16 protein-coding genes are annotated in these 20,212 nt (G+C 69.2%); 8 read left to right on the top strand and 8 right to left on the bottom strand.

Features of this window, described 5'->3' with window-relative positions:
* Nucleotides 1-128: 128 nt before the first annotated feature.
* A complete protein-coding gene (locus QH470_RS07540; protein WP_280271580.1) occupies nt 129-653 on the top strand; it encodes an SMI1/KNR4 family protein in 525 nt (174 codons plus the stop codon).
* A gap of 72 nt (nt 654-725) precedes the next feature.
* Here QH470_RS07540 and ilvC read toward each other — a convergent pair whose 3' ends face one another.
* The 3 genes from ilvC to QH470_RS07525 all read right to left on the bottom strand — a co-directional run bounded on the left by ilvC (nt 726) and on the right by QH470_RS07525 (nt 4,302).
* Nucleotides 726-1,727 (bottom strand): ketol-acid reductoisomerase, encoded by a 1,002-nt coding sequence (gene ilvC, locus QH470_RS07535; protein ID WP_280271579.1) that lies wholly within the window; start codon nt 1,725-1,727, stop codon nt 726-728.
* 125 nt (nt 1,728-1,852) lie between these two features.
* Complete coding sequence (gene ilvN / locus QH470_RS07530) at nt 1,853-2,356, bottom strand: acetolactate synthase small subunit (protein WP_280271549.1); 504 nt, start codon at nt 2,354-2,356, stop codon at nt 1,853-1,855.
* Nucleotides 2,353-4,302: an acetolactate synthase large subunit gene (locus tag QH470_RS07525; RefSeq protein ID WP_280271548.1), complete on the bottom strand. Its 1,950-nt coding sequence runs from the start codon at nt 4,300-4,302 to the stop codon at nt 2,353-2,355. The genes ilvN and QH470_RS07525 overlap by 4 nt, the downstream gene beginning before the upstream one ends.
* Nucleotides 4,303-4,662: 360 nt before the next feature.
* On the opposite strand from QH470_RS07525, the gene QH470_RS07520 reads away from it, so the two are divergent.
* Both QH470_RS07520 and ilvD read left to right on the top strand, forming a co-directional pair.
* On the top strand, nt 4,663-5,085 hold the full coding sequence (locus tag QH470_RS07520; protein ID WP_280271547.1) for a PH domain-containing protein: 423 nt from the start codon (nt 4,663-4,665) through the stop codon (nt 5,083-5,085).
* A 207-nt stretch (nt 5,086-5,292) separates the two neighbouring features.
* The gene (ilvD, locus tag QH470_RS07515; RefSeq protein WP_280271546.1) at nt 5,293-7,134 is read left to right on the top strand and encodes a dihydroxy-acid dehydratase; all 1,842 of its coding nucleotides are present in this window, start codon (nt 5,293-5,295) and stop codon (nt 7,132-7,134) included.
* A 359-nt stretch (nt 7,135-7,493) separates the two neighbouring features.
* Here the strand turns inward: ilvD and QH470_RS07510 are convergent, their stop codons facing one another.
* Complete coding sequence (locus QH470_RS07510; protein WP_280271545.1) at nt 7,494-8,369, bottom strand: DoxX family protein; 876 nt, start codon at nt 8,367-8,369, stop codon at nt 7,494-7,496.
* Nucleotides 8,370-8,491: 122 nt separating this feature from the next.
* Between QH470_RS07510 and QH470_RS07505 the strand changes: the two genes are divergently transcribed.
* Together QH470_RS07505 and QH470_RS07500 are read left to right on the top strand one after the other, a co-directional pair.
* Nucleotides 8,492-9,616, top strand: coding sequence for a PQQ-dependent sugar dehydrogenase (locus QH470_RS07505; RefSeq protein ID WP_280271544.1), 1,125 nt, complete (start codon nt 8,492-8,494; stop codon nt 9,614-9,616).
* Nucleotides 9,617-9,714: 98 nt separating this feature from the next.
* Nucleotides 9,715-10,953 (top strand): glycosyltransferase, encoded by a 1,239-nt coding sequence (locus QH470_RS07500; RefSeq protein ID WP_280271543.1) that lies wholly within the window; start codon nt 9,715-9,717, stop codon nt 10,951-10,953.
* A gap of 30 nt (nt 10,954-10,983) precedes the next feature.
* Here QH470_RS07500 and gatB read toward each other — a convergent pair whose 3' ends face one another.
* From gatB to QH470_RS07480, 4 genes are all read right to left on the bottom strand, one after another.
* On the bottom strand, nt 10,984-12,495 hold the full coding sequence (gatB, locus tag QH470_RS07495) for an Asp-tRNA(Asn)/Glu-tRNA(Gln) amidotransferase subunit GatB (protein WP_280271542.1): 1,512 nt from the start codon (nt 12,493-12,495) through the stop codon (nt 10,984-10,986).
* 77 nt (nt 12,496-12,572) lie between these two features.
* Entirely contained in the window at nt 12,573-15,065 is a 2,493-nt protein-coding gene (locus tag QH470_RS07490) for an FtsX-like permease family protein (protein WP_280271541.1), read from the bottom strand.
* Nucleotides 15,062-15,784, bottom strand: a complete 723-nt coding sequence (locus QH470_RS07485; RefSeq protein ID WP_280271540.1) for an ABC transporter ATP-binding protein — start codon at nt 15,782-15,784, stop codon at nt 15,062-15,064. Before QH470_RS07485 ends, QH470_RS07490 begins: the two co-directional genes overlap by 4 nt.
* A gap of 72 nt (nt 15,785-15,856) precedes the next feature.
* Nucleotides 15,857-16,177 (bottom strand): hypothetical protein, encoded by a 321-nt coding sequence (locus QH470_RS07480; protein ID WP_280271539.1) that lies wholly within the window; start codon nt 16,175-16,177, stop codon nt 15,857-15,859.
* Between the two features lie 183 nt (nt 16,178-16,360).
* Here QH470_RS07480 and QH470_RS07475 point away from each other — a divergent pair, with 183 nt between their 5' ends.
* The 3 genes from QH470_RS07475 to QH470_RS07465 form a co-directional block, all read left to right on the top strand.
* Nucleotides 16,361-17,716, top strand: coding sequence for a sensor histidine kinase (locus QH470_RS07475; RefSeq protein ID WP_280271538.1), 1,356 nt, complete (start codon nt 16,361-16,363; stop codon nt 17,714-17,716).
* Nucleotides 17,713-18,426, top strand: a complete 714-nt coding sequence (locus tag QH470_RS07470; protein ID WP_280271537.1) for a response regulator — start codon at nt 17,713-17,715, stop codon at nt 18,424-18,426. The genes QH470_RS07475 and QH470_RS07470 overlap by 4 nt, the downstream gene beginning before the upstream one ends.
* A 72-nt stretch (nt 18,427-18,498) precedes the next feature.
* On the top strand, nt 18,499-20,212 hold a 1,714-nt coding region (locus QH470_RS07465), incomplete at its 3' end, for a serine/threonine-protein kinase (RefSeq protein WP_280271536.1).

The raw sequence follows: 20,212 nt of genomic DNA, 5'->3' as shown, positions 1-20,212 counted from the left end.
CGGCAGCGGCGGGTGCGGTGGTCCGAAAGTTCCTGCACGGTCGCACAATTTCCTTTTTCGAGCGATCCTTCCCACGTTTTGCCGAGCGAGCGCTGATTTTCCTGGAGAATCGACCGGTGACCGCGTCCATGGATCGACTCCGGCAAATCGTCCCTCCGCCCGCCCCCGCGCCAGATACCAACTGGGACAACGTGGAACGAACGCTCGGATTCCGGCTGCCCACCGACTACAAGGAGTTCATCGACACCTACGGGGGTAGTCACTGGGAGAACTATCTCCGCGTCATGGCGCCCGGCTGCCCCGACGAGAGCTACGACCTGTTCGAGTGGAAAGACTGGCAGACCGAAGAGCTGAACGACCTGTGGGAGTTCGAGCCGAAACCGGCCGAGCTGGAGGAAGCGGGCACCCGGATCATTCCCTGGGCCACCACCGACAACGGTGAGATGCTCTACTGGCTCATCCGCCCAGGCCAGCAGCCCGACGACTGGACCGTCCTGATCAACGAAGGCCGCGGCCCCCTCTGGGAACACGTCCCCCACACCTGCACCCAGTTCCTCGCCTCCGCCCTCACCGGCGACCTGGTCTCGGTCCTCCTCTCCGACAACCACTTCCCCCTCCCCGTCCACCAGGTCCAACAGGTCCACACCCGCTGACCCCGGGAACGCCGAGGGCCCCAGACGCGAAAGGCCCCCGCCGAGTTAGCGGGGGCCCGAATGCGCTGAGGCTCAGGCGGTTTCGGTGATGGGGCGGTCGACCCAGCTCATCAGGCCGCGGAGCTTGGCGCCGGTGACCTCGATGGGGTGCTCGGCGTTCTGCTTGCGCAGGGACTCCAGTTCCTTGTTGCCGCCCTCGACGTTGGCGACCAGGCGCTTGACGAAGGTGCCGTCCTGGATGTCGCGCAGGATGTCCTTCATGCGCTCCTTGGTGCCGGCGTCGATGACGCGCGGGCCCGACAGGTAGCCGCCGAACTCGGCGGTGTCGGAGACCGAGTAGTTCATGCGGGCGATGCCGCCCTCGTACATCAGGTCGACGATCAGCTTCAGCTCGTGCAGCACCTCGAAGTAGGCCATCTCGGGGGCGTAGCCGGCCTCGACCATGACCTCGAAACCGGTCTTGACCAGCTCCTCGGTGCCACCGCAGAGCACGGCCTGCTCACCGAACAGGTCGGTCTCGGTCTCTTCCTTGAAGGTGGTCTTGATGACGCCCGCGCGGGTGCCGCCGATGCCCTTGGCCCACGACAGCGCCAGCGCCTGGCCCTCGCCCTTCGGGTCCTGGTCGATGGCGATCAGGGCCGGAACGCCCTTGCCGTCGATGAACTGGCGGCGGACCAGGTGACCGGGGCCCTTCGGTGCGACCATGCCGACGGTGACGTTGCCCGGCGCCTTGATCAGGCCGAAGTGGATGTTCAGGCCGTGGCCGAAGAACAGCGCGTCGCCGTCCTTCAGGTTCGGCTCGATCTCCTCCTTGAAGATCGCCGCCTGGGCGGTGTCGGGGGCGAGCACCATGATGACGTCGGCCCACGCCGACACCTCGGCGGGCGTGCCGACGGTCAGCCCGGCCTCCTCGGCCTTCTCCCGCGACTTCGAGCCCTCCTTGAGGCCGATGCGCACCTCGACACCCGAGTCGCGCAGGCTCAGCGAGTGCGCGTGGCCCTGGGAGCCGTAACCGATGACGGCGACCTTGCGACCCTGGATGATCGACAGGTCGGCATCGTCGTCGTAGAACATCTCGACAGCCACTGGTTATATCCCTTCTGGAAGCTCTATAAGCATTCGGTCAGCGCGCCCGCGGGCGCGCGGTATCAAAGTTCGGATCCACGAGCTGAACATTTGCCCTGTCGATCCGGACAACTCTAACGAGTCGCGGTGATCGACTTGGGTCCGCGTCCCACGGCCACCACACCCGATTGCACGATCTCGCGAATCCCGTACGGCTCCAGCATTCGTAACAGCGCGTCGAGCTTGGACCGGGTGCCGGTCGCCTCGACGGTGAGTGCGTCGGGCGACACGTCGATCACCTTCGCCCGGAACAGGCCGACCGCCTCGATCACCTGGGTGCGCACGCTGGCGTCGGCGCGCACCTTCACCAGGATGAGTTCGCGGGCCACCGAGTTCTCGGCGTCCTGCTCCACGATCTTGATGACATTCACCAGCTTGTTCAGCTGCTTGGTCACCTGTTCCAGCGGCAGGTCCTCGACCGTCACCACGATGGTCATCCGCGAGATGTCCTTGAGTTCGGTGCCACCGACGGCGAGCGATTCGATGTTGAACCCGCGCCGGGAGAACAGGCTCGCCACGCGGGCCAGCACGCCAGGCTTGTCCTCCACGAGCACGCTCAGGGTGTGGGTCGTACTCATTGTTCGGTCCCCTTCTGGGTGGCCCGCTCGTGGGCGTTGAGCGTGGCCTTCTCGTGCGACATGGCCTCGTGGATGACCGCGGGTTCGGCGACGGTCTCGTCCTCGTCGAACAGCGGGCGGATGCCGCGGGCGGCCATGATCTCGTCGTTGGAGGTGCCGGCGGCGACCATCGGCCACACCTGAGCGTCCTTGCCGACGATGAAGTCGATCACCACGGGCCGGTCGTTGATGGACTGCGCCTCGCGGATGGCGGCCTCGACGTCCTCTTCCTTCTCCACCCGAATTCCATGGCAGCCCAAGGCTTCCGCGAGTTTCACGAAGTCGGGGATGCGCAGGGTGTGGGTGCCCAGGTCGGTGTTGGAATAGCGCTTCTCGTAGAACAGGGTCTGCCACTGCCGGACCATGCCGAGGTTGCCGTTGTTGATCAGCGCGACCTTGATCGGCACGCCCTCGACCGCGCACGTGGCCAGCTCCTGGTTGGTCATCTGGAAGCAGCCGTCACCGTCGACCGCCCAGACCTCCTTGTCCGGCGCGCCCATCTTGGCGCCCATGGCCGCCGGGACGGCGTAGCCCATGGTGCCCAGGCCACCGGAATTCAGCCAGGTGCGCGGCTTTTCGTACTTGATGAACTGCGCGGCCCACATCTGATGCTGGCCCACGCCCGCGACGTAGATCGCGTCGGGACCGGCCAGCTCACCCAGCTTCTCGATGACGAATTCGGGCGACAGCGAGCCGTCACTCGGCGGGGTCCAGCCCAGCGGGTACTGCTTGCGGACGCCGTCGAGGTAACTCCACCACTCCGAAAGCTGTAGCAGCGGAACGCCTTTGGCGGCCGGGTCGGCCTTCAGGGTCTCGATCAGCTCGCCGATCACCTCGCGGCAGTCGCCCACGATCGGGACGTCGGCGTGCCGGTTCTTGCCGATCTCGGCGGGGTCGATGTCGGCGTGGATCACCTTGGCGTTCGGGGCGAACGAGTCCAGCCGGCCGGTGACGCGGTCGTCGAACCGCGCGCCGAGGGTGATCAGCAGGTCCGACTTCTGCAGTGCCGCAACGGCTCCCACGGTGCCGTGCATACCGGGCATGCCCATGTTGAGCTGGTGGCTGTCGGGGAAGGCGCCGCGCGCCATCAGCGTGGTGACCACCGGGATGCCGGTCAGCTCGGCCAGTTCCAGCAGCTCCTTGGAAGCGTCGGCCTTGATCACGCCGCCGCCGACGTAGAGCACCGGCGACTTCGCGTCCATGATCATCCGGGCCGCCTCGCGAACCTGCTTGCCGTGCGGCTTGGTCACCGGACGGTAGCCGGGCAGCCGCATCTCCGGCGGCCAGCTGAAGGTGGTCTGCGCCTGCAGCACGTCCTTCGGGATGTCGACCAGCACCGCGCCCGGGCGGCCGGTGGAGGCCAGGTGGAAGGCCTCAGCGATGGTGCGCGGGATGTCGATCGCCTCGTTGACCAGGAAGTTGTGCTTGGTGACCGGCATGGTGATGCCGGAGATGTCGGCCTCCTGGAAACCGTCGGTGCCGATGAGCGAGCGCGCGACCTGACCGGTGATGGCCACCAGCGGCACCGAATCCATCTGCGCGTCGGCGATCGGGGTGACCAGGTTGGTGGCGCCCGGACCGGACGTGGCCATGCACACGCCGACCTTGCCGGTCGCCTGCGCGTAGCCGGTGGCGGCGTGGCCGGCGCCCTGCTCGTGCCGGACGAGAACGTGACGCACCTTGGTGGAATCGAACAGCGGATCGTAGACCGGGAGTACCGCACCGCCCGGAATGCCGAAGATGGTGTCGACACCGAGTTCCTCGAGGGACCGGACGACCGACTGCGCGCCGGTCACCTTCTCGGGCGGGACCTGGCGGCGGGTTCCGGATGCCGCCGGTGTCGGCTGGTTGGCCGAAGGCGCGGGCCTGCGAGCCGAGGGCCCGGGCCGTGCGGTAGGTGCGCTCACCGTCTTTTTCCTTACTGCTTGTCGTTCTGGTCACAGAACTTGCCTGAACATAAAAAAGCCCCCGACAGCCGAAGCTGATCGAGGGTGGCGCGTCGCAGCTGCGAGCTTGACGTGGTCAGGCTCAGCGCTGGACGCGCCGGCCGATTACGAGAAGCTCGATTCGATTCACGCGCACGACGGTATGCGCGCGAGAGCCGATGAGTCAAATTCCTTGACATGTGGTGTCCCATTATGTGAGACGGGGCGGTTTCGTCTGTCTGTCTACCGTGATGCGAGGATGGGGGTGTGTCGTCGCCGCATCAGTCCGTACCACCTGCTCGATCGTCGCATACCGCCGAGAGCGGAGCGGATACGGGTCGGGTGATCAGAATTCCCCGGCTCGGTCATATCGGGGTACTCATCCTCCTGTTCTGCGTGGCGTTCCCGTTCTTCGGGTGGCCCGCGGTGCTGTGGGTGCTGTTTCTGATCCCGGCCGCGGTCTCGCTGTGGATCGAGCGGTCCCGGACCACCGTCTCGAACGCCGGGCTGGACCTGCGGACCGTGTTCGGTTCCCGGCATCTGGACTGGTCACAGATCCAGGGGCTGCGCCTGCCGAAGCGCGGATTCGTGCGCGCGCACCTGTCCGACGGTTCCGAGGTCGCGCTGCCCGCGGTGAGCTACGACCGGTTGCGACTGCTGGTCGCGGCGTCGAACGGCCGCATTCCGGATCCGTTCGCGCAGCCGGAGACCGAGCCCGCGGAACCCGAGACTCCCGACTCGGACGCGGGATCCGAGCCGAGGTAACCGCTCTGCCCCCGCCACCCGGGAGTACCGTGAGATAGCCGCCGAGATCCTCGGCACAGTCGCCGACCAGCCTGGGCGACCCGGTTCCGGCATCACCGGAACGAGCGCCGACTCGGGAACGAGTGGCCCGACCTCGCCGACAGCGAGGAGACGCCCTCCCCCGACGACGGCAGGCGGCCCACACCCGACGACCTAGGACCCATACCCATGCCACCGCTTCGCTCACGCACCACCACCTTCGGACGCAACGCCGCGGGCGCTCGCGCGCTCTGGCGGGCCACCGGCCTCACCGATTCCGACTTCGGCAAGCCGATCGTCGCCATCGCGAACTCCTACACCCAGTTCGTGCCGGGCCATGTGCATCTGAAAGACGTCGGCGAGATCGTGGCGGACGCGGTACGCGCCGCGGGCGGGGTGCCGCGCGAGTTCCACACCATCGCCGTGGACGACGGCATCGCGATGGGCCACGGCGGCATGCTGTACTCGCTGCCCAGCCGGGAGATCATCTCCGACTCGGTGGAGTACATGGCCAACGCGCACACCGCCGACGCGCTGGTGTGTATCTCCAACTGCGACAAGATCACTCCGGGCATGCTGAACGCGGCGATGCGGCTCAATATCCCGGCCGTGTTCGTCTCCGGCGGGCCGATGGAGGCTGGCAAGGCCGTGGTGGTCGGCGGCGTCGCGCAGGCCCCGACCGACCTGATCACCGCCATCTCCGCCAGCGCCTCCACCGATGTCACCGACGACGGCCTGTCCGAGGTCGAGCGCAGCGCCTGCCCGACCTGCGGTTCGTGTTCGGGCATGTTCACCGCCAACTCGATGAACTGCCTCACCGAGGCGCTGGGCCTGGCGCTGCCGGGCAACGGCTCCACCCTCGCCACGCACGCCGCGCGCCGGGCGCTGTTCGAGCGAGCGGGCACCACCATCGTCGACATCGCCACCCGGTACTACCGCGACGACGACGAGTCGGTGCTGCCGCGAAACGTGGCCGACGAGAAGGCCTTCCGCAACGCGATGGCGCTGGACGTGGCGATGGGCGGCTCCACCAACACGGTGCTGCACACGCTCGCCGCCGCGCAGGAGGGCGAGATCGACTTCACCCTCGACACCATCGATGAGATCAGCCGCCGGGTGCCGTGCCTGTCGAAGGTCTCACCCAACTCCGACTACCACATGGAGGACGTGCACCGCGCCGGTGGCATCCCGGCCATCCTCGGCGAGTTGCGGCGGGCGGGTCTGTTGGAGACCGACGTCACCACCGTGCACTCCGCGACCCTCGAGGAGTGGCTCGATACGTGGGATATCCGCTCGGGCAAGGCTTCCGAGGAAGCCCTCGAACTGTTCCACGCCGCGCCGGGCGGGGTGCGCACCACCGAGCCGTTCTCCACGGACAACCGGTGGTCGTCGCTGGACACCGACGCCGCCGGAGGCTGCATCCGCGATCTCGAGCACGCGTACACGGTCGAGGGCGGGCTGTGTGTGCTGCGGGGCAATATCGCCCCGGACGGCGCGATCCTCAAGACCGCCGGTATCGATGAGGACCTGTTCACCTTCGAGGGCCCGGCCGTGGTGGTCGAGTCGCAGGAGGAGGCGGTGTCGGCCATCCTCGGCAAGCAGATCAAGCCGGGCGACGTGGTCGTGGTGCGTTACGAGGGCCCGTCCGGCGGGCCGGGCATGCAGGAGATGCTGCACCCCACCTCGTTCCTGAAGGGCCTCGGCCTGGGCAAGCAGTGCGCGCTGATCACCGACGGGCGCTTCTCCGGCGGCACGTCGGGCCTGTCGATCGGCCACATCTCCCCCGAGGCGGCCAGCGGCGGCGCCATCGGCCTGATCGAGAACGGCGACCGCATCCGCGTCGACGTGCACACCCGCGCGCTCGAATTGCTGGTTCCCGACGAGGTTCTCGCCGAACGGCGCGCGAAAATGGAAGCGTCCGAACGCCCTTGGCAACCCGCCAACCGCGACCGGACCGTCACCACCGCGCTGCGGGCATACGCGGCGCTGGCAACCTCGGCCGACAAGGGCGCTGTCCGCCGAGTGCCATAGCGGCGCCTGCCCACACGAAAGCCGGGACCTCTCACGGGATCCCGGCTTTCTGCCGTTCGGCGAGCATTCCCCGCAAGTGGTTCAGCGCACCTTCCCTGCCACGCAGCCGGCCCTGCGCCCCGCACATTCCCTGCAACACAGCAGCCCTGTGCCCCCGCATATTCCCTGCCACGCAGCCCAGATCTGCGCCCGCACATCTCATTCCCTGCCAGGCGGCCACCCCAGCGCCCGCACAGCGCATTCCCTGCCACGCGGCGAGCCCTGCGCCTGGACAGCACATTCCCCGCCACACGGCGAGCCCCGCGCCCGCACGCATTCCCTGCATTCCCGGCGTACTTTTTGCCGGGAATGCAGGGACGTCAGTCGATGGTGCCGACGAAGGGGTTGCCGCCGTGCAGGACCAGCCAGCCGCCGATGGCCGCGGCGATCGCGAGGACGAGGACCACGAAGGAGCCCCAGGCCGGGCGGGTGGACCAGCCGCGGTTGCGGTCGAAGGACAGGCGGCCGGGGCCGGTGAGGACGAGCACCGCGGCCAGGCCTGCGAGGATCGCCTCCAATTCGGTGGTCTTGTACTGGAATCCGGGCGCCATGCCCTGCTTCCACAGCCACGCGTCGGCGATCGAGGCGAACAGCGCACCCGCCGCCAGCGGGGTGGCCAGACCCAGCACCACCAGCGCGCCGCCGCCGACCTCGGAGATGGTGAGCATCGCGGTCGACAATTCGATGTGCTTCCAGCCGCCCTGCTCCAGCATCTGCCGGGTGCCGTCCAGACCCGGGCCGTGGAACCAGCCCGCCAGCTTCTGCGTGCCGTGGTAGAGGAAGGTCAGGCCGATGACCAGGCGCAGTCCGAGCAGGCCCAGATCCTGTGTGCCGCGGCGCGTGTCGCGGCGGCGCTTGCGTCCGTTCTCCGCCGTGGCGGCCGGGGCGGGCGGGATCGTGGCGAACGCGTAGGTGGGCGCGTCCGCCTCGCCGGAACCTGCCGCACCGGCGGAACCCGGCGCCTCGCCGCGACCTCCCACACCGGCGGGACCTGCCGCACCGGCGGCCGGGACCTCGGGGTCGAGGCCCAGCTCGTCGTCGGTGTGTGGCACCTGCTTGCCCGGCTCCGGCCGGACCGGCGGGAATTCACCGGTCGGGTTGTCGAAGGGGCTGGTGGCCGCGTGACTGGTCGTCTCCTGAGCTGACTTCTCCGGCGGCTCGTTCGACTCCGGTGTCTGGTTCGGCTTGTCGGTCACGGGGTCAGAGTATGACGGGCGGGCAGTCTGCGCGCTGTCCGATCTCGGCGTGTCCCACGGCGCTCGCGCGCGCCAACCCCCGGTGCGAGCGCCCGCCGGGGTATTTCCGTAACGTCTGAGCCATGAGTGTGGTTGTCGCCGGCCGTGTCGCGCTGAGCCTGGCCGTCACCGCCGGTCTGCTGGCCGGCTGTGCGCGCTTCGACGAATCCGCGTCCGGCCCGTTCACCCCCGCACCGACCATTCGGCCCGAAGGCGTCGAGCCGACCACTCCGCAACCGCCGAGCACCAAGAAGCGGCCGCCGGGACCGTGTGAGGATCCCGACCCGAGCGTCGTCGCCAGTTGTGTCAACGACTCCACGGGCGTGCTCGCCATGCCGGACGGCACCACGGGCGTCGTCGCCGAGCGCGCCACCGGCAAGATCTTCATGATCGACACCCAGGATCCCGGTCCGTGGCCGTACTACATGAAGCAGATGGCACAGGTGGATGTCGACGCATCCGGCGACGGCGGCCTGCTCGACATCGCCCTGTCGCCCACGTACGGCCAGGACAAGCTGATCTACGCCTACGTCACCACCGGCAGCGACAACCGGGTGGTGCGCATCGGCGCGGACGGGACCGCCAAGCCGATCCTCACCGGAATTCCCAAGAGCGACAGCGGAAATCGCGGTTCGATCGAGTTCATCGCGGCGGACAAGATGCTGGTGCTGACCGGCGACGCGGGCAACCCGGGGGCCGCGGCCGATCAGGGCTCGCTGGCCGGGAAACTGCTGCGGCTCACCAACCCCGCCCCCGGCAGCAGCGCGCCCGACGTGCTGGCCTCCGGGATCGGGACCGCCGGCGGGGTATGCCCCGACATCGAGGGCAACATCTGGTTCACCGACCGCACCGCCGTTGCCGACCGCCTGCAGCGTCTGGACCCGAACGGCGCCATCACCACGGCCTGGAACTGGCCGGACCACCCCGGCGTGGCGGGCTGCGTCGCAGGCGACGACTTCGTGGCCGTCGCCATGTCCGATGCGAAGGGTCTGGCAATGGCCAAGGTGGAGAAGGACTCACACGCCATCACGTCCGCTCCGGCGCTGATGTACCAGGACAAGTGGGGCCGCCTCAACGACGCCGCGCCCGGCCCGAACGGGCTGATCTGGGCCAGCACCGCCAACAAGGTCGGCGGTCAGCCCACCCCGACCGACGACCGCGTGGTCGTCATTTCGCCGTCGGGCGCCGGCGGCGGCACGCCGGACTGAGTCGCGGCTCCCCATGTCTGGGCCTGTATCCGGGCGCAAGTACCTTCTCGGCGCATAGCCTTTGGCCGGAGCCGGGCCGATCGAACGGGAGTTGCCAAGTGCGTGTGGTGTTGTCGACGTACGGGTCGCGCGGGGACGTCGAGCCGATGGTGGCGTTGGCGATCCGGCTACGGGACCTCGGCGTCGAGGTGCGGCTGTGCGCGCCGCCGGACTTCGAGGAACGGGTGGCGGAGGTCGGGGTACCGATGATCCCGGTCGGCCCGTCGGTCCGTCGGATGCTGGCGGGAGGCACACAGTCGACGGAGGAACTGCTCGACCGTGCGGCGGAGTTGATCGCGGCGCAGTTCGATACCGTCGCCGCGGCGGCCGAGGGGTGCGATGCGCTGGTGGCGGCCGGGCAGTTCCCGGCCGCGGCCGGGGCGCACTCCGTGGCCGAGAAACTGGGAATTCGCTACGTGTACGCCAGTTTTCAGCAATTGACCCTGCCCTCGCCGCATCGCCCGCCGCCCTATCCGGGCTGGCGGTTCCCACCGGAGACCGGCAACCGCGAGCTGTGGGACCTGGACGCCCGCAACATCGACGCGCTGTTCGGGCCGGCCCTCAATACCCAGCGGGCCGCGGCCGGTCTGCCACCGCTGCACGATATCCGCGACCACACCTTCACCGACCGGCCGTGGCTCGCGACGGACCCGGTGCTGGATCCGTGGCAGGAACCGGCCGACCTCGACGTGGCGCAGACCGGTGCGTGGATCCTGCCGGACGCACGCCCGCTGCCCGCCGAGCTGGCGGCGTTCCTGGACGCCGGCGCGCCACCGGTGTACGTGGGTTTCGGCAGCATGCCGATGGCCGCCTCGGACATCACGCAGGCCACGGTCGAGGCCATCCGGGCGCAGGGCCGCCGGGTGGTCGTGTCCCACGGCTGGGCCGAGCCGGCGCCGACCGGCGCGCGGGAGGACTGCCTCACCATCGGCGATGTGAATCACCAAGCGCTGTTCGATCGGGTGGCGGCCGTCGTGCATCACGGCGGTGCGGGCACCACGACGGCGGCGGCGCGCGCCGGAACTCCGCAGGTAGTGATACCGCAGTTGGCCGATCAACCGTACTGGGCCCGCCGGGTGGCCGAGCTGCGCATCGGCGCGGCGTTCGGTCCGGGATCGGCTCCGGCTCCCGAATCGCTCTCGGCCGCATTCGAGATCGCGCTGGCCCCGGAGACCCGGACGCGCGCCGCCACCGTGGCCGAGGCGCTTCGCATGGGTGGGACGGCCGTGGCGGCGGCGATGCTGGTCGTCAAGGACGAAGCACCGACGGACGGCGGGACCTGGCCGATCCTGTGGTGAGTTCGGATCGGCCGGTCCGCGGTGACGGCGTCAGGCCGCGCCGCAGGCGGTGAGTACCAGTTCGCGGACGCGGGCGGCGTCGGCCTGGCCGCGGGTGGCCTTCATGACGTCGCCGACGATCTTGCCGGCGGCCTGCACCTTGCCGGAGCGGATCTTGTCGGCGATGTCGGGGTTGGCGGCGAGGGCCTTGTCCACCTCCGCCTGCAGGGCCGAGTCGTCGGAGACCATGCCCAGGCCCTTGGCCTCGACTATCTGGCCCGGCTCGCCCTCACCTGCCAGCACGAAGTCGACGACCTGACGGGCGACCTTGCTGTTGATGGTCTTGGCGTCCACCAGCGCCACCACCTCGGCGACCTGCTTCGGGGTGATCGGCAGCTCCTCCAGGGTGACCTCGCGCTCCTTGGCCCGCTCGGTCAAGGTGTTCACCCACCAGGAGCGAGCGGCATCGACGGAGGTGCCGGCATCGACGGTGGCGATGATCAGATCGAGCGCACCGGCATTGATCAGGTCGCGGAACACCTCGTCCGACAGACCCCAGTCGGCCTGGATGCGGGCCCGGCGCAGCCACGGGTACTCCGGGATGGTGCCGCGCAGCTCGTCCACCCAGGCGGCATCCGGCGCGACGGGCTCGAGGTCGGGCTCCGGGAAGTAGCGGTAGTCCTCGGCGGTTTCCTTGACGCGGCCCGGGGAGGTGCTGCCGTCGGTCTCGTGGAAGTGCCTGGTCTCCTGGATCACTGTGCCGCCGGAGGCGAGCACCGCGGCCTGGCGGCGCATCTCGTAGCGCACCGCCACCTCGACGCTGCGCAGCGAGTTGACATTCTTGGTCTCGGTGCGGGTGCCGAAGACGGTGGCGCCCTTGGGCATCAGCGACACGTTGGCGTCGCAGCGCAGCGAGCCCTGCTCCATCTTCACGTCCGACACTCCGAGCGACTTCAGCAGATCCCGCAGCGCGGTGACGTAGGCGCGGGCCACCTCGGGCGCGCGGTCGCCGGCGCCGGTGATCGGCTTGGTGACGATCTCGATCAGCGGCACACCGGCGCGGTTGTAGTCCAGCAGCGAGTGGCTGGCGCCGTGGATGCGGCCGGTGGCGCCGCCCACGTGCACCGACTTGCCGGTGTCCTCCTCCATGTGGGCGCGCTCGATCTCCACGCGGAAGGTGGTGCCGTCGTCGAGGGGCACCTCGAGGTGGCCGTTCGTGGCGATCGGCTCGTCGTACTGGCTGATCTGATAGTTCTTCGGCTGGTCGGGGTAGAAGTAGTTCTTGCGCGCGAACCGGCCCCACGGGGTGATCGAGCAGTTGAGCGCCAAGCCGATGCGGATGGCCGACTCGACGGCCTTCTGGTTCACCACCGGCAGCGAGCCCGGCAGGCCCAGGCACACCGGGCACACCTGGGTGTTCGGCTCGGCGCCGAAGGCCGTCGGGCACCCGCAGAACATCTTGGTCTCGGTGCCCAGTTCGACGTGGACCTCCATGCCCAGCACCGGCTCGTACCGGTCGACGACGTCGGCATAGTCCATCAAGTCCACCGTGGGTGCAGTCATGTCCCTCAGTCTAAGTAAGGCGGCCCCGGTAACCCTCACCCGCCCGAGCCGGGTGAGGGTTCCCCTCCTCTTCCCGATCAGTCGGCGGCAATGGCCTCGACGATCGGCATCCGGGCCGCGCGGAGGGCCGGTGGGATGGCGCCCAGCAGAGCCAGGATCAGCGCGGCGGCACCGTAGACGAACAGGATCGGGCTCGGCCGGTAGACCACGTCGATGGTCATGGCCTGACCCATCGCGAGGGTGGCGAGATACTGCACGGCAGCGCCCGTGACCAATCCGATTGCGGCACCTGCCACTCCGATGCCGACGGCCTCGGTGATCACCGTGCGCAGCAGGAAGCGGCGGCTGGTGCCCATCGCGCGCAGCACGCCGAGTTCGCGGCGGCGTTCCAGCACCGACAGCATCAGTGTATTGAGCAGCGCGGCGGTGGATACCAGGACCACGATCCAGAGAATCGAGCCGGACAGCGACGTACCCTGTTGCACGCCTTGGGATACTGCGGCCACCGCCTCCTGCCCCGTGTCGACGGCGAGGTCCGGTCCGGCGACCTGACGTAGCGCGGCCAGCACCGCGGTCTCGTCGGCGCCCGGTGTGAAATCGACGCCGAGGATCGTCTCGCCGGGCCGCTCGTACCACTGCCGCATGATGTCGATGTCGAGCAGCACGATGCCGGAGACGGCCGAGAAGTACGGGATGACCTGCAGCACCCGGACGTTGTGGATGCCGGTGGGAGTCGGCATGTCCAGCGTCGACCCCTGCTCGACGCCCAGTGATTTGGCGACATCTCGCGACAGCACCACGCCCTCACCGGACGCCATCTGCTTCGGCACGGCCGGGTCCAGGCCGCCGATCAGGGAGGAGCGCACACCGTTCTCGTAGGCCTGCAGCATCACCCGGTCGCGGCCGAGCGTGGCGAACGCCATCTGGGCGGAGCCGACATTCGCCACGCCGGGCACCGCGCGGATCCGATCCCGCAGGTCGATCGGAAGCAGTGGGCCGGTGGGGAATTCGGCCAGCGCCGATGGGCTCACGTAGGCGTCGCGGTCGGCGAGGTCTTGGAACGACGCGGCCGCCGAATCGACCAGGTTGCGAGATGCGCCGCCCATCGCGACCGTCGCGGTGACGCCGATCATGACCGTCATCGTGGTCGCCCAGACTCGGCGCGGAGCACGCTCGACGGTCGTCGCGCCCAGAGCGCCCGGGGCGCCGAACAATCGCGCGATCCCCGCGGCCATCCGGATGATCGGCCCGGACGCCGCGAAGCACAGCCCCACCGCTCCCGCGATCGACAGGGAGATCGCCGCCAGGGACAACCTGCCCAGCTTCGCCTCCGCGACGAACACCGCCGCCACGAGCATGGCCACACCGGTGAACCCGGCCAGCCACCGCAGCAGCGGAGGCACCAGGTCGGACTTCGACACCCCTACCGGCGCCAGCGCCTCGATCGGCTCCACCTTGTAGATCTGCCGGGCGGCGATCGAGGCCGCCGCCACGCTCGCGATGACGCAGGCGGCGACCGCGATCGGAATCGCGTACCACGGCACCATGTACTCGGTGCGCGACTCCACCGCGGCCACCATCGCCGACGGGATCTTGTCGATCGCGGTGCGCCCCGCGAACATTCCGATCACCGCCCCGATGGCGCCGCCCACCACACCCAGCAGGGCAGCCTCGGCGATCAGGTCGCGCACCATGGGCCCGCGCCGACCGCCGATGGCGCGCAGCAGCGAGAGCATCGGACGCCGTTGCGCCACGGCCATACTCATCGCGTTGTAGATGAGGAATCCCGAGACGATCAACGCGGCGGCGGAGGCCATCGTGGTCGAGTAGCGCACCAGTTGGATCGCGCCACCGGCCTGCGCCGTCCGCAGGCTCGGATCCGCCACCACCGCTCGCCCGTTCACAACCGCGGTCAGGTCCGAACGCAGTTGTGTGACATCGGTATCCGGCTTCGGGACGATCTGGACGGAATCCAGCATGCCGGTGCGGTGCACCAGTTGCTGCGCCAGCGGCAGGGTGGCGACGACGATATGCCCGCCGTTGAGGTCTTTCGAGGCGGCCTCGTCGAGCACTCCCGCGACCGTGACGGTGGACGACCCGAGTTGGAATCGCTCGCCTTCGGCATGCCCGAGGGCAGCGCCGACGAGCACACCGTTGGGCACCGACAGCAGCTTCGCCGCGTCCCCGCGCATCGGGCCGTCCAGGTCGCTGCCCAGCGATGCCACACTCGCGTCGGCGCCGACCAGCAGCGTCCGATCGCCGTGGTTGCCCACTCGGGTGCGCAGCATCGGGACGGCGGCCTCGACGCCGGGCACCGCCCGGAGCTGCGGCAGCAGTTGCTGATCGAAGCCGGATTCGGTGATGCCGGAGATCTCCAGTTGCGCTTTGCCGCCGAGGGCGTGGGTGAGCTTCTCCACCGATCCGGTGACCGAGCCGGCGATGCTCAGCACGGCGACCAGCAGCGCGGCCGACACCGCCATCACCGCCATCGACATGAGGGTGCGGCCGCGGTGGATGAGTAGTTCGCCGATGTTGAACAGCCGCAGCCGATCCCAGCCCGCACCGATCACGCGCGCACCGCCTTCTCGATCTCGGCGACGCTCGCGTGCCCGCGCTCGACCTTGTCGTTCGAGCCGATTCGGCCGTCGCGCAGGGTGATCACCCGGTCGCAGTACTGCACGGCACCCATGTCGTGGGTGACCATGACGACCGAATTGCCGGTGCCCGTGATCTCGCCGAGGAGTTCGAGAATTGCCGCGCCGGTCTTGGAATCGAGGTTGCCCGTGGGCTCGTCGGCCAGGATCAGCGGCGGGTCCATGATCAGCGCGCGGGCCACGGCGACGCGCTGCATCTGGCCGCCGGACAGCTCGGCCGGGCGGTGTTCGGCGCGATCACCGAGGCCGACCATATTCAACAGCTCCAGCGCGCGTGGCTTGGCGCGGCGTAATCCGGTGCCGTCCAGCAGTTTCGGGATCGCGACATTCTCCCAGGCCGACATCGTCGGCAGGAGGTTGAAGAACTGGAACACGAAACCGACCCGGTGCCGCCGGAATTCGGACTGGCGGTTGTCGTCCAGCGAGCCGATCTCCTCGCCGCGGAACTGAATCGACCCCGAACTCGGCGTATCCAGCGCGCCCAGCAGGTGCAACAGGGTGCTCTTGCCGGATCCGGACGGGCCGATGATCGCGGTGAACTCGCCCGCCTCGATGCGCAGGCTCACGCCGTCCAGCGCACGCACCTGCTGCTTTCCGACCAGGTATTCCTTGGTGACATCGGTCAGTTCCAACACGGTGGTCGCCTCTCTGTCGTTCTGCGGCGCTGTGCTACTCGCGCCGGCATGCTGCTGGCTGTCGGTGCCGGATCAGGAGGCCAGTGCCCGCGACTCCCGCCAGCGGCGGGCGTCTTGGGCGTCCAGCACGGCCCGGAGCACGGGCTGCTCGGCAGCCAGCTCGAGGTATGCCTCGGCGGCCGACTGCCCCACCACCTGGGCCTGATCCAGCTTTGCGCGCATGTGGTTGTCCCACTGGTACTGCAGCGCGGCCAGCACGCCGGCGGGTCCGCCGAAGAGCCGGTCGCAGTCGGGAAGGTCGTAGAACAGGCCTGGGGTGGCCGGGTCCGCGGCCGCGCGGGCGAGTACCTCGTGCAGGATTTCGGTACGATCGTGCAGATCCTTCCACGTCATCGCACCCACCTCCTCTGTACGTGTGCCCGCCGCTCACCACCGGGCACGGTGCCTTTCACGCTACGGCGACCGGGCCGCGCATTCGTCGTGCCGCGGGCGAGACTTCCACTCCTACCGTGGTAGGAGAACCGGTGCGTTCACGGCACGATGCCGCGGCCCCGGGCGGGCGGTTAGCCTTGCAGGATGGCTGTGACCGACGCCACCGCGCAGAGCGAGACCGGGCCGACCGGTACCGCGCCGCAGTCGCGGCTGCCCGGCCGGATCAGCGCCCGGTTCCGCGAATTCCTGCACGACCCGGTGAATTCGGTCCGTCGCAAGATCGAGGACAGCAGCTACGACTACCCGGCCTCGGTGGTCTACACCGCCGACGGCGCGATGATCATCACCGCGATCGCCGCGGCCGCGCTGCGTCACGACTATTTCGCCACGACACTGCCGTTCGTCGCGGTGGCGATCCTGATGCTGTGCTACCCGATCATCTTCCTGTTCGATCTGGAGCCGCACCCCGTCGTGCTGGCCGGTTCGGCCATGACGGCCGCGGCGATCTTCCTGGCCCAGCCGGTATCTCCCGACTGTGCGCCCTTGGTACTGACGGTGGTGGTGGGCGAGGTCGCGGCCATCGCCCCGAAGAAGATCAGCATCGCGGCCACCATCGCCGCCCTGCTCCAACTACTCGCCTTCGCCGCCATGGGCACTGTGGAGGGCGGGCTGCCGATGTATCTGGTCGGCATCGTGCTGGGCTGGATGGTGGGGCTGATGCTGCAGTTTCAGCGCCGATTCCTCTACCAGGAGCGGGAGAATCAGGAGATTCGCGCGATCCGCGCGGCCGACGAGGAGCGCCGCCGCATCGCCCGGGAGGTGCACGACGTGATCGCGCACTCGCTCAGTGTCACCATGCTGCACCTGACCGCCGCCCGCCACGCCCTGCAGACCGACCGCGACGTGGACGAGGCGGTGGACGCGCTCACCGACGCCGAACGCCTAGGCCGCCAGGCCATGTCCGATATCCGCCGCACGGTCGGCCTGCTCGATCAGCGCCCGTCCAGCAGCACCCCGGAACCAGGGCTCGACGACATCGACGGTCTGGTAACGGATTTCGTGCGCGCGGGCCTTCCTGTCGACTGCGCGATCACCGGCGACACCATCGCGGTCTCGGCGACCACGGGCCTGGCGCTGTACCGGATCAGCCAGGAGTCATTGGCCAATGTCGCGAAACACGCGCCCGGCGCGGAGGTCGTTCTCCGCATCGAGGTGACCGAGGCGGACGTGACGGCCACGGTGATCAACACCCTGCCCGGCTGGACCGTGCACCGCGGCGGCGGCATGGGCATCTCCGGTATGCGCCAGCGGGCCACCCTGCTGGGCGGCACGCTGACCTCCGGCCCGCACGACGGCAATACCTGGCAGGTGCGCGCGCACATCCCGCTCGGCGCCGGCAAGTCGGCGAGCAGTTGCGTGGTCACCGGCGTGGAGGATCCGCTGCGGGTGGTGCGCGATGCCTTCGTTTCGATAACCAGGAAAACGCAGGAGGGCACGTGACATCGGGAGCGGATACCGCGGGCAGCGCGGTGGAGGCGGAGGCGGGCACCATCACGGTCCTCGTGGTCGACGATCAGGAACTGGTGCGCGGCGGACTGCGCCGCATCCTGCGCCGCCGCGACGGCTTCGCCGTCACCGAATGCTCCGACGGCGACGAGGTGCCTTCGGCGGTAACCGCGCAGCGCCCCGACGTGGTGCTGATGGATCTGCGGATGAAACGAGTCGGCGGTATCGACGCCACCCGCCTGCTCCGCGCTCGCGAAGGAGCGCCCCCGGTGCTGGTGCTGACCACCTTCGACGACGACCAACTGCTGTCGGGCGCACTGCGTGCGGGCGCGGCCGGGTTCCTGCTCAAGGACTCTCCCGCCGAGGACCTCATCCGCGCGGTCCGCACCGTCGCCGCGGGCGGTTCGTGGCTCGACCCGTCGGTCACCGGACGCGTGCTCTCGGCGTATCGGTCGGTGCGGCCCACCCCGTCGAAGGCACAGAACCGGCTCGCCGAACTGACCGCCCGCGAGTTCGAGGTGCTCCGGCTGATCGGCCGCGGGCGCGTCAACTCCGAAATCGCCGACGAGCTCGGCATCTCGGAGGTGACGGTAAAGAGCCACGTAGGGCACATTTTCGGGAAGCTCGGGTTAAGGGATCGGGCCGCGGCGATCGTGTACGCGTTTGACCACGGCGTGGTCGCACCCGGAGAATCGGCAGTCTGAGGGGCAGGCACAACCCCGGTGACACACCGGGCACGGGTTTCGCACCCTGCCCAGGATGTGGAGGTTGCACCGGTGGACGCACCGCGGTCGCGGGCCGGCGACAGATTCGGCCCGTACGAGCTGCGCTCGCTGCTGGGCAGAGGCGGCATGGGCGAGGTCTACGAGGCCTATGACACCAACAAGGATCGGGTCGTCGCGCTGAAGCTGCTGCCGGGGGCACTGGCGGAGGATCCGGCGTACCAGGCCCGGTTTCGCCGCGCATCACAGGCCACGGCCGGATTGGCGGAGCCGCACGTCATCCCGATTCACAACTGGGGCGAGATCAACGGCATTCTCTACATCGACATGCGGCTGGTGCGCGGCGACAATCTGCGCACGCTGCTGCGCCGGCACAGCCCGATGGACCCGGACCGCGCTGTCGCGTTGGTCGAGCAGGTCGCGGCGGCCCTCGACGCCGCGCATGTCGCGGGTGTTGTGCACCGCGATGTCAAACCCGCCAATATCCTGGTCACCGCAGCGGATTTCGCGTACCTGGCCGATTTCGGCATCTCCCGCAGCGAGGGCGACAGCAGCGTCACGCTGGTCGGCACCGCGGCCGGGACCTACACGTACATGGCGCCGGAACGATTCGACGTCGGTCCGGTCACCGGCCGCGCCGACGTCTATTCCCTGGCCTGCGTGCTGCACGAATGCCTCACGGGCGCACCGCCGTACCCGTCGAAGAATGTGAGCGCCCTGATCCGCGCCCACCTGTCCGATCCGCCGCCGCGGCCCAGTCTGCAACGCTCGGACGTCCCGCCCGCGTTGGACGCGGTGATCGCGCACGCGATGGCCAAGGCGCCCGACGGCCGCTACGCCACCGCCGGCGAGTTCGCGGGCGCCGCGCGCGCGGCATTCGGGCTGTCGGTGGGCTACGGCCGCGATACGGCCGACACCGGAACCATCGCAACCCCCGTCTACGACGGTCCCGACATGTTCGCCGAGGACACGAGCCACCAGGTCGAGGACGACTACGAGCCCGACCGCTACGCCGGTAGCACCGGCCAATTCGCCTCCGCCGCAGGCAATTTCGACGACTACGACCCCACACCCCCCGAATCCGAGGCAGTACAGCCGTTCCCGCCCGCCGATCCGACCCCACCGCGCGGCCGGTACCTGGTCGGCTACGGCCCCGACGCCGAAAACACGCCGACGCGCGCCGGCTCGCGAGCACCGGAGAATACCGACCGGCCACGGCCATTCAGCCTCGACCGGGCTCCGGCCGAACCTCCGGCCCCCTCACGTGCCGACGCCGGAAGCCCACGCGACCCCGCCGCCGGAAACCAGTCCGGCCCCACTACCGACAGTCCGGCCGACCCCGCTGCCGGAAACCCAGACAGCCATACTGCCGAAAACCTGGCGAGCCCCGCTTTCGGAAACCCGGCCAACTCCGCTCCTGGAAACCCCGCCAGCCGCACTACCGGAAACCCGGCCGACTTCGCTTCCGGAGACCTGGCCAGCCGCACTGTTGGAAACTTCGCCAGTTCTGCTCCCGGAAACCCGGACGGCCGCACTACCGGAAACCCGGCCAGCTCTGCTCCCGGTAACCCGACCGGCCGCACAGCCGGAAACCTCGCGAGCTCTACTCCAGGGAACCCCGCCAGCAGCACTCCCGGGAACGGGTTCTGGTTCGGGGTATCGGGTCGTCGGTTGTCGCCGTCGGGGCCGCGCCGGTCGTCGCCGCGGTGGTCACCGTCGTTGCGATGGTCCTGGTCGCCCGGCGGGCGCTGGCCGTCCGGTTGCCAGG

It is taken from the genome of Nocardia wallacei, assembly GCF_029868745.1.
Lineage (GTDB): Bacteria > Actinomycetota > Actinomycetes > Mycobacteriales > Mycobacteriaceae > Nocardia > Nocardia wallacei_B.
This window is presented reverse-complemented; position numbering and strand designations above follow the sequence as displayed.